The 18,108-nt window shown below is 39.4% G+C and carries 18 protein-coding genes and 1 pseudogene; 5 read left to right on the top strand and 14 right to left on the bottom strand.

From position 1 onward, the window contains the following. The first annotated feature begins 98 nt into the window (after positions 1-98). From FPQ10_RS08865 to FPQ10_RS08855, 3 genes are all read left to right on the top strand, one after another. Positions 99-3,857 (top strand): AAA domain-containing protein, encoded by a 3,759-nt coding sequence (locus FPQ10_RS08865; protein WP_186278627.1) that lies wholly within the window; start codon positions 99-101, stop codon positions 3,855-3,857. A gap of 76 nt (positions 3,858-3,933) precedes the next feature. Further along, positions 3,934-4,404 (top strand): MFS transporter, encoded by a 471-nt coding sequence (locus FPQ10_RS08860; RefSeq protein WP_144163115.1) that lies wholly within the window; start codon positions 3,934-3,936, stop codon positions 4,402-4,404. Further along, positions 4,340-4,663, top strand: a complete 324-nt coding sequence (locus FPQ10_RS08855) for an MFS transporter (RefSeq protein WP_216687495.1) — start codon at positions 4,340-4,342, stop codon at positions 4,661-4,663. Before FPQ10_RS08860 ends, FPQ10_RS08855 begins: the two co-directional genes overlap by 65 nt. Here FPQ10_RS08855 and FPQ10_RS08850 read toward each other — a convergent pair. Beyond that, positions 4,641-5,381: a pirin family protein gene (locus tag FPQ10_RS08850; protein WP_186278625.1), complete on the bottom strand. Its 741-nt coding sequence runs from the start codon at positions 5,379-5,381 to the stop codon at positions 4,641-4,643. The two genes, FPQ10_RS08855 and FPQ10_RS08850, sit on opposite strands and share 23 nt — an antisense overlap. Positions 5,382-5,506: 125 nt before the next feature. On the opposite strand from FPQ10_RS08850, the pseudogene FPQ10_RS13355 reads away from it, so the two are divergent. Beyond that, positions 5,507-5,602, top strand: a pseudogene (locus FPQ10_RS13355) (oxidoreductase); the annotation flags it as partial. Continuing rightward, positions 5,602-6,129, top strand: a complete 528-nt coding sequence (locus FPQ10_RS08840) for an MFS transporter (RefSeq protein ID WP_144163109.1) — start codon at positions 5,602-5,604, stop codon at positions 6,127-6,129. The pseudogene FPQ10_RS13355 and the gene FPQ10_RS08840, both read left to right, overlap by 1 nt. Positions 6,130-6,325: 196 nt before the next feature. On the opposite strand, the gene FPQ10_RS08835 is transcribed toward FPQ10_RS08840, so the two are convergent. From FPQ10_RS08835 to FPQ10_RS08785, 13 genes are all read right to left on the bottom strand, one after another. Continuing rightward, a complete protein-coding gene (locus FPQ10_RS08835) occupies positions 6,326-6,673 on the bottom strand; it encodes a type II toxin-antitoxin system RelE/ParE family toxin (RefSeq protein ID WP_144163107.1) in 348 nt (115 codons plus the stop codon). Positions 6,674-7,055: 382 nt separating this feature from the next. Continuing rightward, on the bottom strand, positions 7,056-7,493 hold the full coding sequence (locus FPQ10_RS08830) for a VOC family protein (protein WP_144163105.1): 438 nt from the start codon (positions 7,491-7,493) through the stop codon (positions 7,056-7,058). Positions 7,494-7,515: 22 nt separating this feature from the next. Further along, the gene (locus FPQ10_RS08825) at positions 7,516-7,896 is read right to left on the bottom strand and encodes a nuclear transport factor 2 family protein (RefSeq protein WP_144163103.1); all 381 of its coding nucleotides are present in this window, start codon (positions 7,894-7,896) and stop codon (positions 7,516-7,518) included. Positions 7,897-7,960: 64 nt separating this feature from the next. After that, the gene (locus FPQ10_RS13350) at positions 7,961-8,215 is read right to left on the bottom strand and encodes an SRPBCC family protein (protein ID WP_246569276.1); all 255 of its coding nucleotides are present in this window, start codon (positions 8,213-8,215) and stop codon (positions 7,961-7,963) included. Next, on the bottom strand, positions 8,212-8,418 hold the full coding sequence (locus FPQ10_RS13345) for an SRPBCC family protein (protein WP_246569275.1): 207 nt from the start codon (positions 8,416-8,418) through the stop codon (positions 8,212-8,214). Before FPQ10_RS13345 ends, FPQ10_RS13350 begins: the two co-directional genes overlap by 4 nt. A gap of 147 nt (positions 8,419-8,565) precedes the next feature. Next, positions 8,566-8,952: a hypothetical protein gene (locus FPQ10_RS08815; RefSeq protein ID WP_144163101.1), complete on the bottom strand. Its 387-nt coding sequence runs from the start codon at positions 8,950-8,952 to the stop codon at positions 8,566-8,568. A gap of 145 nt (positions 8,953-9,097) precedes the next feature. Continuing rightward, positions 9,098-9,412: a type II toxin-antitoxin system PemK/MazF family toxin gene (locus tag FPQ10_RS08810; protein ID WP_144163099.1), complete on the bottom strand. Its 315-nt coding sequence runs from the start codon at positions 9,410-9,412 to the stop codon at positions 9,098-9,100. Beyond that, complete coding sequence (locus FPQ10_RS13095; protein WP_186278624.1) at positions 9,405-9,566, bottom strand: hypothetical protein; 162 nt, start codon at positions 9,564-9,566, stop codon at positions 9,405-9,407. Before FPQ10_RS13095 ends, FPQ10_RS08810 begins: the two co-directional genes overlap by 8 nt. A gap of 145 nt (positions 9,567-9,711) precedes the next feature. After that, on the bottom strand, positions 9,712-9,957 hold the full coding sequence (locus FPQ10_RS08805) for a hypothetical protein (RefSeq protein WP_144163097.1): 246 nt from the start codon (positions 9,955-9,957) through the stop codon (positions 9,712-9,714). Positions 9,958-10,026: 69 nt separating this feature from the next. Continuing rightward, positions 10,027-11,307 (bottom strand): TIGR02679 family protein, encoded by a 1,281-nt coding sequence (locus tag FPQ10_RS08800; protein WP_186278623.1) that lies wholly within the window; start codon positions 11,305-11,307, stop codon positions 10,027-10,029. After that, complete coding sequence (locus FPQ10_RS08795) at positions 11,307-15,440, bottom strand: TIGR02680 family protein (protein ID WP_186278622.1); 4,134 nt, start codon at positions 15,438-15,440, stop codon at positions 11,307-11,309. Before FPQ10_RS08795 ends, FPQ10_RS08800 begins: the two co-directional genes overlap by 1 nt. Positions 15,441-15,442: 2 nt before the next feature. Next, positions 15,443-16,597 (bottom strand): TIGR02678 family protein, encoded by a 1,155-nt coding sequence (locus FPQ10_RS08790; RefSeq protein ID WP_144163090.1) that lies wholly within the window; start codon positions 16,595-16,597, stop codon positions 15,443-15,445. A gap of 5 nt (positions 16,598-16,602) precedes the next feature. Next, a complete protein-coding gene (locus tag FPQ10_RS08785) occupies positions 16,603-18,072 on the bottom strand; it encodes a TIGR02677 family protein (RefSeq protein WP_144163087.1) in 1,470 nt (489 codons plus the stop codon). Positions 18,073-18,108: the final 36 nt, after the last annotated feature.

Raw genomic sequence — 18,108 nt, 5'->3', positions numbered from 1 at the left:
AGATAGTGGTGTCAAACTTGCTCAGCAATTGTATTTTTTTGTAGTTCTATTTCATGTATAATATTTGGTAATTAATGTTCTTCTTAAGGGTGGTTTATGTGAAGAAAAAGTTAGTCTCATTACGTGACAAATTAAATAATATCAGTAAAAGCAACCGTTCGATCCGTCTGTTAAAAAAATATAATAAGTGGACGTTTGACTTATCCGAATTACATAAAAATGCTCAAGACCCACTAGAAATTTTAGAAAAATTACGTTCTAACCAAGGTCAGACAATCGTCACAGCTCGTTCAAGTGATGATGTATCGATGCAACAATCCAAAAAACTAACTAGTCTGTATCGTAATATTAAATCAATTGAAGAAGAAACTGGATTATATGAATTGTACTTGGGCTACCCTTTCATCGAAGGATGTTTGGCAGATGGAACCTATATAAGAGCTCCACTCTTTCTATACCCTGTTGAATTAAAGCGAGTCAAAAAGGCAGATATTCAATGGGATGCCTTACCTGTTAACGATCAACAACCACAGGTAAATAGAACGTTCTTCTTGGCTTTTCAAAAACTTAATGAAATTTATTTTCCAGATGATTTTTTTGATCAAGTGGAAGAACTAGCTCAAGAAGATAACCCTGAGGGAATACTAGAATTTTTACAGGGGTATCATTTCAATATATCGGATAATCGTACAGAATATTTGGAGCAGATTGAAGATTATAAACGAGATGAGATTCCAGTATTCAATCGAAATAGTTTCCGTCTTAATAACCAAGCAGTCATAGGTCATTTCCCTCAAGGAGATTCAGCAATATTAAAAGATTACAATGAATTTATTGATTTGGTTGAGGAAGATCAGGACCTTGGAAAAGTCAGTGATTTTTTAAATTTACAGGCGATGACTACAGATTTCAACTCAGACCAACTACCCAGCGATAAACCTTTTATAGAACAGGTTAATCATGAAAAATCAAAGTTTTTGGTATTGGATACCGACGCATCCCAAGAGAAAATTATCGATATCTTGGAAGAACAAGATGGATTGGTCGTTCATGGACCCCCTGGCACGGGAAAATCACAGGTCATAGTTAATATGATTGCTAATGCAATGGCCAAAGGCGAAAGGGTAATGCTTGTCACACAAAAGCGAGCTGCCTTGGATGTAGTCTATGAAAGATTGGATGCATTACAATTATCCAACCATGTGGCCCTGTTACATGATGAAAAAAATGATCGAAAAAGCTTATACAGCAAGATCAACAGCAACTTGAATCAAAGTAATCAGTTAGAAGACATTTATTATGAACATGAAAGTCTATCTGATCAAATTATTCGAACAGAAGATGAAATGAATCAGGTGACTAAGGCAATTTTCACACCTCAGGAACACGGCTATCGAGCGTACGATCTTTACGGATTTAGCAAACCATATAAAGATCAAGAAACAATCATCGATGTGAAAAGTATTCTAAAGTCCATCAATAAGAGCAATATTGACGACATCTTAGCTGATGTAGCAACTTATGCCAATTATTTTGAAACATTCGATGGTAATAATAATCCTGTCAGTGACAGAAAGCCTTTTCACGAGACAACTTTGGCTGATCGAATGGCCTTAATTGAAATTCTCCAAAAATCGATCGATCACTCTAAAGAAATTACCAATTATTTAGATCACTTTGAAGACGAAGAAATAACTCCAGCGTATAGCCTGAGCATTGATAAGAAAGTTGAGAAAATCTATGATGATTTAAACACAAATGAACAAAGAACGCTTCAAAAGCTAAGACTTTGGTTATGGACCAGCTTCACTGGAAAGACAATTATTGAAGATTTGTTAGATGGAGATAAATTTAGAGGTTTAAACTCAAAAGAATGGCCAAAATTAAGAGAAAATTTATCTTTTTTATATGAACTATCTCAGGGAAGCAGTGAATTACTTGAAGAAATGCAAAATTTGAGTAAGTATTTTCAAGATGAATCAATTAAAAGATTTGAAAAAAGAATCTCTAAAGGAGATATACCTTTAATAGATTTTCAAAAGAAATTAGATTATATCAAGGAATACTTTGATAAACTGCGAGAAATGGATCAATTTTACCAATCCAGAGAAAAACACGTTCAGTTTATTATTAATGCATTGATTGAAAAGGTTCCTAAAGCTCATTCATTACAAGAGGCTTGGGTAGATATTACGAAGCAATCGATTTACATTCATTGGATTGATGAAATCGAAGCTAAACACCCTGAGTTAGTTAAAATTGGCAATGGCTCCTTTCAGCAACTTCAAAATAAACTAGAAATTCTTTTAAAAGAAAAGAAAAATATTACGATTAAACTGTTGCAAAATGAATTGAATCAAAAAATTGAGAAAGTTAGAAGGCAGAACGTTAAGGCATTTAAAGATATGAGTCACCAAACAAACAAGAAAAGAAAACTATGGAAAGTCAGAAAATTTGTCAATGAGTTTTCTTTAGATGGACTACTCGATATCATGCCTGTTTGGCTTGTATCACCTGAAGTCTCATCAGCTATTTTTCCATTGGAAGAAAACCTCTTTGATCTGGTAATTTTTGATGAAGCTTCCCAATGTACCGTTGAAAATGGAATCCCGGCAATATATAGAGGCCACAAAGTCGTTGTAGCAGGTGATGAACAACAACTTCCTCCAACTAACTTATTTAAGAGCACTGTTGATATTGATGATGAACTGGATGAAGATGAGTTGGATGAATTTGAAGAATCAGAGAGTCTATTAAACTTAGCGAAACGGATTCTGCCAAACCAAATGTTAGAGTGGCATTATCGTTCTAAATCAGAAGAGCTAATTAACTTCTCTAATCACGCATTTTACAACGGCTCAATGCAAATCGCGCCAAATGTGAACCACTTACAGAATCCTGCTGCGATACAGTGGCATTCATCGGACGGGCGTTGGATTAATCAAAGAAATACAGTGGAAGCTGAAGATGTTGTAAAGCTTTTAAAACAACTATTAATTCAGGACCATAAGAAAACTATTGGAATCATCACATTCAATGCGAAACAACAAGAAGCGATTGAGGATGTAATTGATAAGTATGCAGAAGATGATCCTGAATTTGGCGTTATTTACGAAGAGGTGATGAGTCGAGATTTGGATGAGCGAATTTTTGTAAAAAACATTGAAAACGTTCAAGGTGATGAGCGAGATATTATCATTTTTTCAATTGCTTATGCAAAAAATGCTGAGGGTCGAGTGTATAATCGCTTTGGAACGCTAGGACAACAAGGCGGCGAAAATCGGCTGAATGTTGCTGTCACTCGAGCCAAGGAAGCTATACACATCGTTTCAAGTATAAATCCAAATGAGTTAGATGTAACCAATACCAAAAACTTAGGACCAAAATTATTGAAGCATTATTTAAAATATGCTTATGAAGTCTCCAACCTGAATAAAGAAAAAATTGAATATGTCATTTCAGAAATTAATACAGAAACAAATACAAAGACTCAGCAAACTGCTCTACATTTTGATTCACCATTTGAAGAGCAAGTTTATGATCAACTAAGAAACATAGGTTATCAAGTTAATACACAAATTGGTATGTCTGGTTATCGAATCGACTTGGCAGTAGTTGATCCCAATGACTCAAGTAAATACGTATTAGGAATTGAATGTGATGGTGCAATGTATCACAGTGCTCCATCTGCAAGAGAGCGAGATATTTATCGACAAAGATACTTGGAATCGAAAGGTTGGACAATAGAAAGAATTTGGAGCAGAAACTGGTGGAATGATCCACAAGCAGAAATTGAACGGATTGACCAAACTATCAAAACACTCTCTAAATCACAAGCTCCTACAAAATTAAAATAAATTTTTATCAACACCAGAATGAAAGTCAATCATTCTGGTGTTGATTTTTACATTACTAATATTGTAGCCTGAGATAATGGTCGACACAGTTTCAATAACCAAACAAAAGCCGTCCGGACATCTGACAAAAGCATTTCGAACTGTCGTATCAAACCGTTTCTTTTTAATTTTGACGATTGCTGGTTTTTTACTTGTATCTGTCGAGGAACAACTGACCAACTATATTGGAGTACGAATGGACAATGAAATCAGTGATCCCACACCACTTCTACCCTACTTTTCTTTTGAAGTAGACGGTGTTAATTTAATTGGGATGCTGAAAACGGTCAATACTCTGATCGTGGTTTCATGCACGCTAGTGATCGCTTGGATGGTCAGCCATTATCATGAGAAATTCGTATTAATGACTGGATTAGCACTCTTTTTTTATTGGCTATGTAATCATCAGTTATCAAACAATTCCATGGGTCGTTTTAGGAGCGATGTTGATTGCCTCCGTTGGCGAAATTATGTATGCGCCGATCATTCAAACGATGCTCGCAAATAGTATTCCAGATAATAAACGAAGCTCCTATATGGCCATCTATAATATTGCTGCGATTTTGGGCGTGAGTACAGCTGGCATCTTGTTAATCATCAGCACATGGCTCCCTGCTATTGTCATGACGTCTATGATTTCTGTCATGGGATTCATTAGCATACTTTTGATGTGGAGACTAACAGTAGTAAAAGAACCTACATTTGATTCTTCCCTACTGCAAGAAGAGATTGAAATATCCAACTCTATTCAGATTTCACCCCACTAATCGTCCCAGCCATCGACATTTCAGTATCCAAATCCGTCAGAAACAATACCAAACTAGCATCCTTCTCCACATAAATCGTTGGCAACTTCTCATCTGAGTCTGTCACTGCTTCTCTTCGTTGTAGGGTTTGGTCGCCGACTTCGATTGATCCATCCATGACATATAAAAATGGCTGATAACCTTTAATTTGCGGAGCCTTGACTTGATCTCCTGCTTTCAGGTGAATGTCATAGATGTACACCTGGTTACGAACAAACATCGGTGCTTCGCTATTTTCTGGGCCAACCATGAGATACCAATCATCGTTTCTTTCGGGTTTTTGATGAAATTGGATCTCTGGCTCCATATCCGTTTCCCTTGGCCGAACAAAAATTTGAAGCATATCCACTTCGCCTTCTTTGACCTTTTCTTCATGCCAGAAACTCTCACCGGCATTCATCATCATTAAATTTCCTGGCGTAATTGGCACTTCATAGCCAACCGAATCTTTGTGATACATCGTCCCTTTCCACACATAGCTTAAGATTTCATCGTTCACATGTTCATGCATTTTGATGGTAATCCCTTTTTGCAAGACAGCATGGTCAATAAAAGCTAGTGATCCAAGTGCGGCATCTTCCGCTTCTCGGTCTATAATTTTCCCCGGTGGAACTCTCGTTATGGAAACGGGCTTTTTGAATGGTTCAGTATATTGATCTTCCGTTAATTTATGCAGCATGGTACTCCCCCTTTTTGGATCTATTATCATTGTAAAGGATTCAGGCGCATTCGTCTGAAAATTGGCTTCATTTTACATCAGAATATTGTAAATTAATCGAATTATTATTTTTAACTAATTTATCTTTCTATGGCTTGAAATATGTCGTTCCAGTCATGAAAAAACAGGGACAAGGAAGCATTGTCAATACAGCATCCGGCGCTGGTTTGATCGGTGCCCCATGTCAACCGTTGCTGGTTCGCTGTTAGTTGTACTTGTCAATGATCAATATGGTGTCGGACCTGTTCATTTTGGCCTCTTGAATTCAGTTGGGGCTGGAGCAGGGATTTTGATTGGATTGTTTGCGGAAAAATTGGTTCATCGGTACCGAATAAATATGACCTTTTTCCTTTGCTTGGTAGCTGGCGGTATTGGGTTTATAGGCATGGGGTTGACGAGTCAATTCTATGTGGCGTTGTTGTTCTTTTTACTATTAACTTCAGGAAGTATTGTGGTAAATATATTGTTCAGCTCGTTAATCATTTTGTTGGTCGAGGACGAATATCGTGGGAGGGTTTTCACAACGACAGCGGCATTTGCTTCGATATTGATGCCACCATTGGCTATTTTAGGAGGTTATCTAGCGGACGTAACAGACATCATGTTTATTTATCTATTTGCCGGAATCTGGAACATTCTTTGGGGGATGATCCCTTTGTTTGATCATGATATTAAGGGCATCAGACTGCGTTATAAAAAGCAAAACTAACTAAGATATACAAATAGGTTAGTCCGTATTACGAAAAACCTTTGCTAAGAACCTTTAGATTATCTAAACTCTCATCCAACTAGTTCGTTTCTATTTGGATTGACACTAAAACCGTTAATGATTAAATGAAACAACCTTACCAGCGTTGTGATTCATTAATCTGTAAAGATGGGCTCGCACTAAGTACAAAACAAATTTATCTTATACGGCTTCTTTTGGAACGAGCAGGTAAGATATTGATAACATTAATCTCCTTAAGAACATCATCCACTTCGTAAAAAATTATATAATTTAACATTCGATGTCTGCTTCTTCCATATGTAATACAGCGCAATCCTTCAAAAGGACCTACTCCAACTTTTTTCCCGGAGTAGGGAAAAGAAGAGAGAAGTTCATCGATGTCTTTAATAATGACATCTTCCATAGAAAACCACCATAGAAGAACTTCTTCTCCCTGTTCTAGAAAGAATGCTTGTATTCTATCTAAGCTACTGCTGAACTCCTCAGTAAAATAGACAGTAAATTTTTCGTTATCTTTTGTCATGTCGGTATTCCTTTAACTCTTTAGCGGTATAACGCTTCATGTTCGTTTGATTTTTGTAACGATTAAGTGACTCTTTTAGCTCCGGATAGCTTTCAATTATATGTGTTAAGCTATTCATTTGGGGATATTTTGATGTATTTTCGTGTACTTCTAATGAAACCAATTTTCCATCCGAAATGAACATAGCAGAATCCTCATTATTTAATGCCTTTGTAAGCTCCTTCTTTGTCGCATCACTGAGTGGCCTCAAGGTTCTCACCCCAACATGTATGAATTTTTGGTTAACTTATCTATAATTTTATCATATGTTTGAAAGGATAACCCCAAAAAAGGCTCAAGAACATTTGGATATTAACCCCAATAGTTCCTGTTATTTTTTCTCTTACTTATCACCTTTTTTCTCTTCCCACAACCGCACTCGTTCATCCAAGCTCACTTCCCGGTGCACTTGATGAAGCATCCAAATATAACCGAAGGAATCCGCAAACATGGCATTCGAAACGCCGTAATCAGGGAGTTCCGTGACTGGCTGAATCTCTACGCAACCAGCATTCATTGCTTTTTCATACGTTTCCTTAATATCTTCGACGGTAATATTGAACCAAGTGGATTTGGGGTCTCCTGGTTTTGGGGCGTTCAGATGAAAGTCTGGGTTCTCATCTAACATATGAAAGTGAACGCCGTAGATTGAAAAAATGACTTCATTTTCTCCTTTTGGAAGATCGGTTACCTCGATTCGCTCTACATCAAAGATTTTTTCATATAGCTCAAGTGCCTTTCTACTTTCCGTAACAACGAAGTCAATTTCAACATTTTTCATGTGTATCCGCTCCTTTGAAAAATTAAAACATACCGTTTTCGTTCGGTGAATCTTCCGGTACTGCTTGTCCAACGTCCCACAACTCTACAATCTGTTCTTTTTCAAAACGAAAGATATGAACGACTGCCGATCCAATGTCTTCAGGTGATTGTTTGATGTGTGAGTGAACCATCACAAGATTATTTTCTTCAATTGCCTGGTGTACCTGAAGAATTTTATCAGGACTCTTTACCGCACTATCTTCCATTCCCTCTTTCAACGCCTCAATATTGCCCGGGAAATATGGATTATGATGTCGAAATTCTGGACTGACATACTTTGAATAGGCTTCCTCAACTAATCCAGATGATACAAGCTTCAAGAAAGAGACCGCTTGCTCCTTATTTGATTCCATATTATTCATACAAAACATCCTTTTATCTTTTAATTAATCGATTGTTTCAATCACATATGCGCTCTACCTTGTCTTATGATCTGTTCTCCAAGTAATTCTTCAACGCATCCATGTCTTTTGCGGTAGCTTTCTTAAATGTCCCCGACATTAACTTACCGAGTAGCTTCGCGAATCCAGTGAGCCCCTTGATTTCTCCATGCAATTTCACTTCCGTTTTATCGCCGGTTTCAGTTAGTAAATAGGTATAAATATACTCACCTTTACCGGTTGTTCCTTTTGAGCCATCACAATAGAGAACGATTTTATCGGGTTCGTTCAAATTCTTCACTTAAAATGCTCCGTCGCTTCTGTACCGAACATTTTCCTCGTTTCCAACCATGCACTGCCTTCATGCATTGGACCTTCATCCAATCGTTCAATCCGAACAAGTCCCTGCATCCATTGTTCTGCAGATTTTAAATCAAGTAATCCAGCAAAAACGTCCTCTTTCGGTGCTTGAATGGTTCGATCCACCTCAAATTGTATACTCAATCCGTTTCCTCCCTCTTTCCTCACTTCAATATGTTTTCATCTTATCTTAGTCATCATAATAGTTTGGGTATTGGTACTTGAGTAGGGATTATAAAACCGTCCTGCTGAGCTAGTAACCCGGTTGGACGGTTTTCAAGTTTTGTAGAATCATCTTATTGTAGGCTTGCTAGCGAACAGTCCCCTGAAGTGCTCCCAATAACCCCATACTAAAACACCTTCTAATAAAGTAACGACAATGGCGAGTGGTAATAACTCCGAATCAACGAAAATATGAAAAGCCAGTATGTTTGCAACAAGGCTTGCTAATAGAATGATCGCCAATGGGACAAACCTACGAATGAGAAGCATGAATCCAGCGATGATTTCGACACCTTTCTCCATTGCCAGCAAATACGGTTCGTTGAAAAACTCCATGGCAGCAGGGCTGGTTGGAATGATCTCTTCATATCCAAACAAAACAACATATCCGTTCAAGCCGGCTCCTAAAAAGATAATTCCTAACAGAATCTCTGAAACTCGTATGAGTATTTTCATCTCGCACCCTCTTTGTCGTTTTCTAAACAATTTATTATATATACCTAACTTATACGACAATAGAGGGAAAATTACCTTTATTTATCTGTAGGTTAAAAAAATAAGCCCGCAACCCATAAATGGAATACGAGCTACTTTACAGTTATTAAAAATAATTTCTAATAGTGGATAAAACATTTTCTAAATCACTATTCTCTAACTTTCCAATTTTAAATAACAGCTCTTCGAAGTGAAGTGTGTTTAGTTTGGTGCACCTTACAACAGAAGGTTTAGCTAATCCAGCTTTTTCCCAATATTTTATGACGACATCATAGTTATTTCTAGGAGATTTACTTGTTACCGTTGCAATTACGTGGTCTAACTCAGCTACTACCTGATCGTTGGTCACAATTACCACTGGTCTTCTTTTTCCATTGACTTCGACAATCCATAATTCTCCTCGTTTTCCTTTCCTATTCATCATCTTTTCCCCAAAAAGACTCATCTTTTTCTTTGATAATTTGTTCTTTAGGAGGTCTATTATCGAAGTATTGATCAAATAGTTTGTTCAGCAATTTTATACGCTCAGCGTTCTCCATGCTTTCAATTTCTCTCATAACCTCATCAGCAGTCATGTGAAACCACCTCTTAATAATTTTTGTGATGTATTTTATTATAAGTTATTTTTTGTAAAAGGTTTTTCTTGATAAATTTATTTTATCACTAATTAAGGAAAACTTTTGGCAAAAGAATCTATTTTTAGTTTATTTTAAACACTTCCTATGGACAAACTGTATCTATTTCATAATCTTCCGGACTATCTGCTTCACCTGTCATACAAGTAAAACACATGTTTTGATCCATCGTACCTGCTCCAATCGCCCAAATGGGTTGGTCGCATATAATGCATGTTACACCTTTCTTTTTGTCCTTAACAGCTGCTTGAATACTAGCTTTTACCTCTGCTTTTTTTGCTTTTGATCCTTCTACTTTTCTTAAGTATTCTTTCATTGAAATAGGTACCAATTGATTCACCTCATTCATGATTTTGTTGATTTTGAATTGATTAGTCCTTCAACAAGACAATTCACCCGCTTAAACCGGCAAAACGGCATTCAACTCATCGATCATTTCTTCAATAAATGCTTCTTGATAGCTGGCTTTTTGGTCCTGTTTCATTCGCTCAATCAATGGCTGCAATGCTGGTGCGGTTATGGAATTCAGCTTGTTGAGTCGCTCGGTTGTAAGTGAGACCTCTGATTGATTTTCACTATATTGGTCAACGTCCATTTTCCACAACGTTAAATGATTCGGGTACCGTTCGAGCAATCTGGCTGCCATGCCAACCCCCTCTGGATCCAAATCGCCGGAGTATACGAGTTCGCAGTTTGCATCGACCAGTAGATCCATTAGCAGCAAGGCTGTCAGTTTAAATTGGCCTTGCGTACAGATGATTGGAGCATTCGGGCATTCATCCAGAATACTCGAATAGACACCTGAGTTTTCGATCACCCAAACTTGATTCCCTACTTTTGGATACGCTCTATCCATTTGAACCATTTCGCGTAATGGAATGTTTAACACGCTGTTTGTCTCAGCTGCCGCTTTCCAAACGGGGTGGATTCCTTCGTTTGTTTCCGCGATGAGATTTGCGACGGTCACTGCGTTCGTTATATCATCGCGCAAAATATTGTACGATAATAATAAATCATTCATCGATTCGCTATCGGTTGGTACGTTGACCGATTCTGAATCTTTTGCAGAATGGACAGCCAACAGATGGAGCCACAGTTTCCCAACGGTCGTGTTTAAATCAAAAGCATGTGGATCCCGGGTGATTCGATTGCTAAAAATCGGAAGCCTTTCGTACTTCGATGGTAATTCGTGAAAGGCTTTCCCTAACCAATGTACCGTGAGTTGGAAAACATTTGGCGTTTCTTCAATGAACTTATGGATCCAGTAAGAATCAGCATTTTTCTGGCGAAGGTAGTCAAACCAAAAGGATAGTTCCTTCCATTCTTCCTGAAGCTGGTACAACACAGCTTCCGTTTCAGCTAGCCGACTTTGTTTTTGCTCTTTTTTTGACAGCAATGGTTTCTCAAAAAAAGCTTCCAATAAATCAAACAGATCAATCGTGTGAAACCTTGTTCGTTCTAGTTGTCGTTCGAACTGAATCAGGGAAACCTTACCAGCTTGTCTTAACTCATTGATCGTCCGGCCAAGGAATCTTGCAACCGACTCTAGTTCACGTTCACTGAAGTCTGAAATCGTCACTGTCCCACCGATTCGGCCCAGTGATTCATATTTTTCCTTGAACCGTACAAATAGACGTGCGAAACCCGGTTCACCGGTAAAATAATCAATCGCTTCGTCCATCATATTTCCACCTTCATCTGCTCGTCATCAACTTGTAGTGCCATTTTTTCACCCTCCCATTGGTAACGAATGACGGTGACATAGTCGGCATTTTTCGGTCGGACCAATTCACAAACGGATAACTTACTGATCGTATCATAATCGCCCCATAATACCTGCGAGTTCATCATATAATCAAATCCAAGCGTCTCAACGATTTCGAACATTTCTCGGATGTTGTTTTCATCGACTCCGGCAAATGCCTCATCTAACGAAATGATATAAGGCGCATGATCGGCGGCCTCCAAATACCTGGAGTAACTGGCCGTAAATAACGGGATATACATCGCCATCGCCTTTTCGCCACCACTGAATTTATAAAACTGATGATTGGTCAGTTCGCGGCGGTTTTCGCCTTCGCGTTGGAAATAGAGAACAAATGAAAACCATTTTCGGTAATCAAGAACTTCTTTTAATACTTGAAGTAATGTTTGCATTTCTGAACTGTTCTCGACTTCTTCTTTTGCTTTATCAATTTTTGATCGGAAATGGACCGTGATTTTCTCTAAATCGCTATCTTTCAGCAATCGTGGGTCTTGCCTCAACAGATCGACCAAATCGACCGTATCCAATTCTTCTTCGGTTTCTGCCGTTCTTGGCTTCCATTTGATCGAAAACGTCAGGCCTGATGATGTGTTACGGTTTTCCATCAATTGCTTCATTTGTTTGACCCACTGCTCGGCTCGGCGAATCCGGGCACGCAATTTTTGACCGACGGAATTGAATAAAATTTCTTCATAGAGTTGTTTGTCTTGTTCATTCAATCGATTTTCTTGTCTGGCGTAGTCTTCTTCAATCAGTGATTGCACCGCATACGTGTTGACGAGTTTACCTTGGTAATCAAGTTCAATAATCCGTCTTGTCGCCACTCGCTTCCAGTGATTAATGAATAGGAGCTCTTGTTCATCGCTGACCGACTTCATCCAATCAAATGGTTCTGTATACTGGTCATAGCTCGTCATCCGGTATTCCATGAGATCTGTTTGTTGTTTATAGTATTCGTCCGTCAATCTACCTAATAGATGGCTGCCATCTTTTTCTTTCAGCAAATGTCCATATTGCTTTTTGATTTCCTTCGCTAAAGCAACATCCACTTCATCAGCTGGTTCTTCGACAAAGCCTAAGTTCAATTCTTTTTCGAATGTAACAGTCCAGGCTTTGAACATTTTCTGTGAAAAGTGCAATTGATGTTTTTCCGTGTTGATTTTTTCCTCTAAATATTTTAACGCTTCTTCTTTTCTCGGCTTGGTCGTTTGGCATTCGGTCGATTGTTCTGCAATGTCCTTTAATTTTTGTTGCACTTCCACAATTTGATTGCGGATATCTTGTACACCTGCTTGAGCCAATTGGTTTTCGATTTCTTGCAGGTTCTTTTCGCTCATTTTGATCCGGTCATCAATTTTGTTCATCTCGCCTTTTAGTTCATCCACCTCATCGATTAATTCTTCCAATTGCTCACTGATGTATTGTTTTCGACTCAGGTGATGAATTTTTTTGAGGTGAACTTTCTCCAAATGATTTAAATTATCCAAATACGTTTTCGCATATCGAATGGCTTCTTGATATGCGGGCATGGTTCGTTCGATGTTCATCGTACGCGTTTTTTCATCAACGAGGAGCTTTACTTTGGAATATTCCTGATGAATTTCCTTCAGTTGATCGGATAAATCGCTCATTCTTGATTGATGGTGTTCCATTTGCATGCGTAGTTTGGCGATTTGGTTAAAATTATGGTGTAAATCGTCATCATTCGGAAACTGGGTCAATTGTTCATGGGCTTGTGCAATGTCCGAATGAATTTCCTCGATGTGCTTGTCGAGTCTTGCTTTTTGCTCGATTCGTTGCTTGATCTCCTGTTGCAGTTGGTCGATTTGTTCTTGGCGGTATCGTTTTCGTGCATTCCGTCCGATAAAACGGACTTCATCGATCGGAACCGCATGACCCTTCACGAGTCCGATTTGATAGCCTCCCCGTTCATCCAGTGAATGCACACCCGCTTCAGCTTCTTCACCGACGACAATACTTCGCAACACTTCATCGACTTGACGGTTGGAAATCAAACTCGATTCCTCTAAATCAGGTTTCAAATAATCTGCTAGTGTGTGCGCCATGAGCTGTGGTGAAGAGGTCAGCACGCGGTCATGGCGAATCTTAATGCTTTCATCGATCAGTAATGCATCCAGCACACCGCTATCCGTCAAGGCCGCTTCCAGACGTTTCCGCGTATCCATTTCAACATGATCCTGAAATTCGACAGCCGTATAAAAGGGGACGTGAGGAATCCCTTGGTCGGTGAGCTGTTTTCTTGCTTCTTTTGTGATTTGATCTGTTTCTGGATCCGGATCTTTTTTCAGTTTCCACTCGTGTAATTCACTTTCTTTTTCACGGATTTCCTCGGTTAATTGCTTGTTTTGGAATTCAAGCTTTGAGAGTTCTTCCCGCTTCCTTTGTTCCATTTGATACACGGCTTGCCTGAATGGGTCTTTGACTTGTTCGTAGGATGTCGGTTCGTATAGTGACTGTACAGCACGTGAAACCTGTTGAAGCACCTCTTCCGAAACAGAAATCAAAGAGATGTCATTAACCCATTGATGGATTTCCGCTAATTTCTTTGACTTGTCCTCTTCGAAAAGTTCAAACCACTGGCGCTCTTGTTCTTTCACATCGTCCAATTTCTTTTCTTCATCCGCCAATTCTTTATTCCGTTCTTGAATCTTTTCTTTCAACTGTTCAAACCGGCGTAACTCGTCTGTGACTTTTTCCAGAAAGGATAAATGGTCTCTTGCTTCTTTGATCCACACCGAAAAATTGAATTCGGCCTGTTGGTTTCGCTCGTAGTCTTGCACGTTGATCTGGTGTTGTTCATCGAAAGAAATATCTAAAGCATCTTGTTCCAATTCAGCTAGCATTTCTTCTGCTTCGGTTTCTTTTTCGCCGATGGTTTCTTCCAATGTACGATTTTCATTACGCAATTGATGTTCCTTGGACTCCCGCTGCTCCAATTGCTGGGTCTTTTTCCGCAGATTTTCTGATTCTTTTTCCAACCGTTCTTGCTCATTCAGCCGCTCTTTTTCGATATTCCAGACGTCATGAGCAGAAAGTCGCTCTTCTTTTTGCCGGTACGTCTCCTGTTCGATTTCAAGTTCGCGGATGGATTGCGTCAGCTCGTCAATCTGTTGATCGATGGTTGTTTTTTCCTCCGTCAGTTCATCATAACGCATTTGATTCTGTTGAAGCCGCTGATTGGCGGCGACCATCCCATCCGCTTGTTCAGCCAGCACACGTTTGTTATACGTTGTGTAAACGTGATTCAATTTCTGGATGGCGTCCATTTCCCGTTTCAGTTGCTCGATTTGTTGTTTCGTTTGATCCATCTGTTCGATGGTATCCGATAGGTAACGGAGGTCTTCATCCGTCAGTGGCGGTAAGGCAGCTTCCAAAATATCGTAAATGACGGTCGGGCGAAAATCTTTGGATAGCTTTGGACTTCTCAATTGGATCAGTAATTTGATGAGATCTTCATAAGCTTCCATCGTTTCAAAACCAAAAACGTACTTATTGACGAGTTCCATATATTCGGTCTGGGTTTGGACAACATGCCCGCCGTCTGCGATCAAATTTTCCAATTCGATTCGAGATAAAGGAATCTTTTGCTTCTCACCGGCATTTTGTTCATATTTAAATAAATCGATGTCCTGCCCGACACGGCGATTATCAGTAACGACGAATCCCCAAAATTTCATCGGTTTATTCCTTTTTGCCTGAAGCCCGATCCCGATTGTTATGTACTGTTCGATATCCGTGCGTTTGAATTCCAAATATAAATAACCTGTCCGCTCATCACGGTTAACGACTTCTTTTTCACCTAATAAATAATCTTCCATTCGTCTGGATCTGGAACCAAATGGATCAAGGCGGTCAGGTGATTTCTTCCCATCCAATAATACCGGAATAAAGCTTTGCATCGTGACGGACTTACCGGAACCATTACTTCCTCTTAATAGTAACTTTCCATCTGAGAAGTCAAAAACTTCGTCATCGTAGTACCAAAAATTCAAGACGCCCGCTCGGTTCATTTGCCATTTCGAGCTCATTTTCATTCCACCTCCATCTCAAAGTCTGCTGGATACGAACCCGTTAACCGTGCCATCGCTGGTTTCATGATCAACAAATCCGTATCTTTTTCTCGGTCCATCATTTCCCACTCTTTATAGACTTGCCATAAATCTTGCGCGATAGCTTTTGGATCCATCTCCCGGTATTTTTTACTCCATCCGTGTCCGTATTTTTCTTTGACCTTTTCAACCAGCTGGATATATTCCGCATTTGTTAGCTTGTATTCACCAAAGGAATTAATGGATGTTTCCGTCACGTTTTCACGGACATAAGCTTGAAAATGCAGCGCAATGCTCATAATGGTTTTTTGGTCGGGGAATAACGTGTACTTTTGTTTTCGTTCATTTAATACGAGAAATGCGGCATTTTTGAATACTTCCAATGTAAAGGGTGTGTGAAACTCCAAATCATCTTGCAATCGATTCCGGTAGTTTCGTATATAGGCAAAATCCGAATCCTCTTCACTCTCACGGTAGACGACGGGTGAAAACATCAGTTTGCGATAGACCCGCTTCCGACGCTCATCGGTATGATGCCGATTCCACTCGCTGGTCAAAATTTCTTCTTTCGTCTCATAATGAAAAAGCTCATCCGGATATGTCCGCATGAAATAACGGGAATAGACCGTGACCTCGTATAATACTTCGTGATCTTCATGATTTTTGAACAGCTCAATATCCCCATCGACGGTTTTGATCAAGCTTAATTCGACCATTTTATTGAGTGCTCTGACGAGTGATTTTCGGTGCTGGTAATTGGTCCAATCGAGTGGGAATTCTCCTGGGTATAAATCCTGGATATCCTCTGTCATATCGGATAGAAGGAATTGCTCATCAATCGACCGTCTTTCACAAAAAGCTAATCCACAACAAAAAATCGAGTAATCAAGCGGGGAAGAAAACTCCTGAATGCCCATCCATTTTTTTGCTTCCACTGGTAGTTTTTCCAATTTAATGAAATGTTGGTGGACGATCAAATCGAAACCAAATTTATCGGACACATACCGCTTCAACGCTTTTTCCCGTTCCCGGATTCGCTGATACGCCTTTGGTTCTTTCGACCGTAGGATCCAGAACTGTTCGAATAGCTGTCCTAATGCTTCTTGGGTTTGTTCATCAAAATGATTCTGATCCATTACATTTAAGCTCCTTCCAGGAATTGAAATGTCACTTCAGGCATTTCCAATATGCCGTCTTCCGATTGTAAAATCACACGATTAGATCCAACGTCAACGCGAACCTGTGTACCAAATTCCGTTTTTATCACGCGGTTTTTCTTCGCCATTGCTTTTCCGAGCCAAGAAAGGAGAATTTTCCGGACGTGGGTTTCTACCATTGGCAAGTCTTTCACGATGATTTGATTGGAATGGATATATTTTTCGATCAATTGTTGTTCGTGTTGTCGTTGTTCTAAATGTTTTTGCATCATCGCTTCTTTTTTATCCTTATTGCTTGTGACCGCGCCCGCTTTTGTTCGTTCCCGGTAATGTCTGACGGCGGGCTTTGTGATGTGCTCCATCGGTGGCTCATCCCAGACACTCGCATAGATATCATCCGTCGCCTGATCATCGATATAAAAATGTCTTGTATGAAAAACGCCAAATACAACCGAGGATAACTGGTGTGCTTCATCTAGGTCATCCAGCCGATCGAACCACTTTGCCAAGTGCAAATAATCTTTCCTGCGACTTCGGAAGTGTTGGTGACGCTCGCCCAATCGCTGCACAACGCGGGTAATTCTTCTGATCGATTCGCTCGTCCGTTCCTGAAGCATGTTATATTCACTTTCACCATGCTCATTTCCGAGAAACCAAGCGCGAATGTTCTTCCAGGTATCTGACAGATCATTTTCCGATTGTTCTGTGGACTGCTCTTCGAATCGGAAAATGCGCTTTTCATGTTCGATGACTTGATGGAAGAAGCTATTTAGTTGGTCGGTCGATAATTTCGTCAAAATATCTTGGATCTGCAAAGCCGTTCCTTGCAGAGCAATGATGAATTCGCGCAAATACATCGTAAACTGATCCTTATAAACCAAAAATGCTTCCGACTGCATTTGCTCCTCGACTTCCTCACTGTTCAGGTACGCCATATAGTCGGATGTGTTTTGGTTAATTTGACGAAAATACGTCGTGAGGTCTTTCCACAATTGGGCACATTCTTCGTTCGACTCTTTTACTTTACCGCTGGCGATTGATTCAATTTTTTGCAAGGATTGATAGAGACGTTCGAATTGAGTCCGTTCGAGTGAACCACCAAATGTCTCGCCTGATCCTTCCAAATTCACTAACATCCGTTCGAACTCGACCGTATAAGGTGTACATTGGTAGCGAAAACGTTTCTTTTTGAACTCCTCAATCGTACGTGATTTTCCATGTTCTTGCCGGGCATTTAAATTACCCCATTTGACAAGTGCATCCAGATCTTGATGCAGCGATTCCATCGTATAATCCGAAAAAGCTTCATCAGTCTTTAAATAATCCATAATTTCTTCAGGAAAGAGAAATTCCCTCATCTTTTCATGCTGTATATAAAAATAACGGAGAATCGCACGGTAACTCCACGCCTTTTCCGCAGTTAAATATGTAGCTTCTTTGACACGTTTGTACAAGCAAATCACCTACTTTAGGGATGTTACATATATTGT

It is taken from the genome of Allobacillus sp. SKP2-8, from assembly GCF_007559355.1.
Taxonomy (GTDB): Bacteria; Bacillota; Bacilli; order Bacillales; family Alkalibacillaceae; genus Allobacillus; species Allobacillus halotolerans.
Note: the sequence above shows the minus strand (reverse complement) of the source record. Positions and strands in the feature narration are given on the sequence as shown.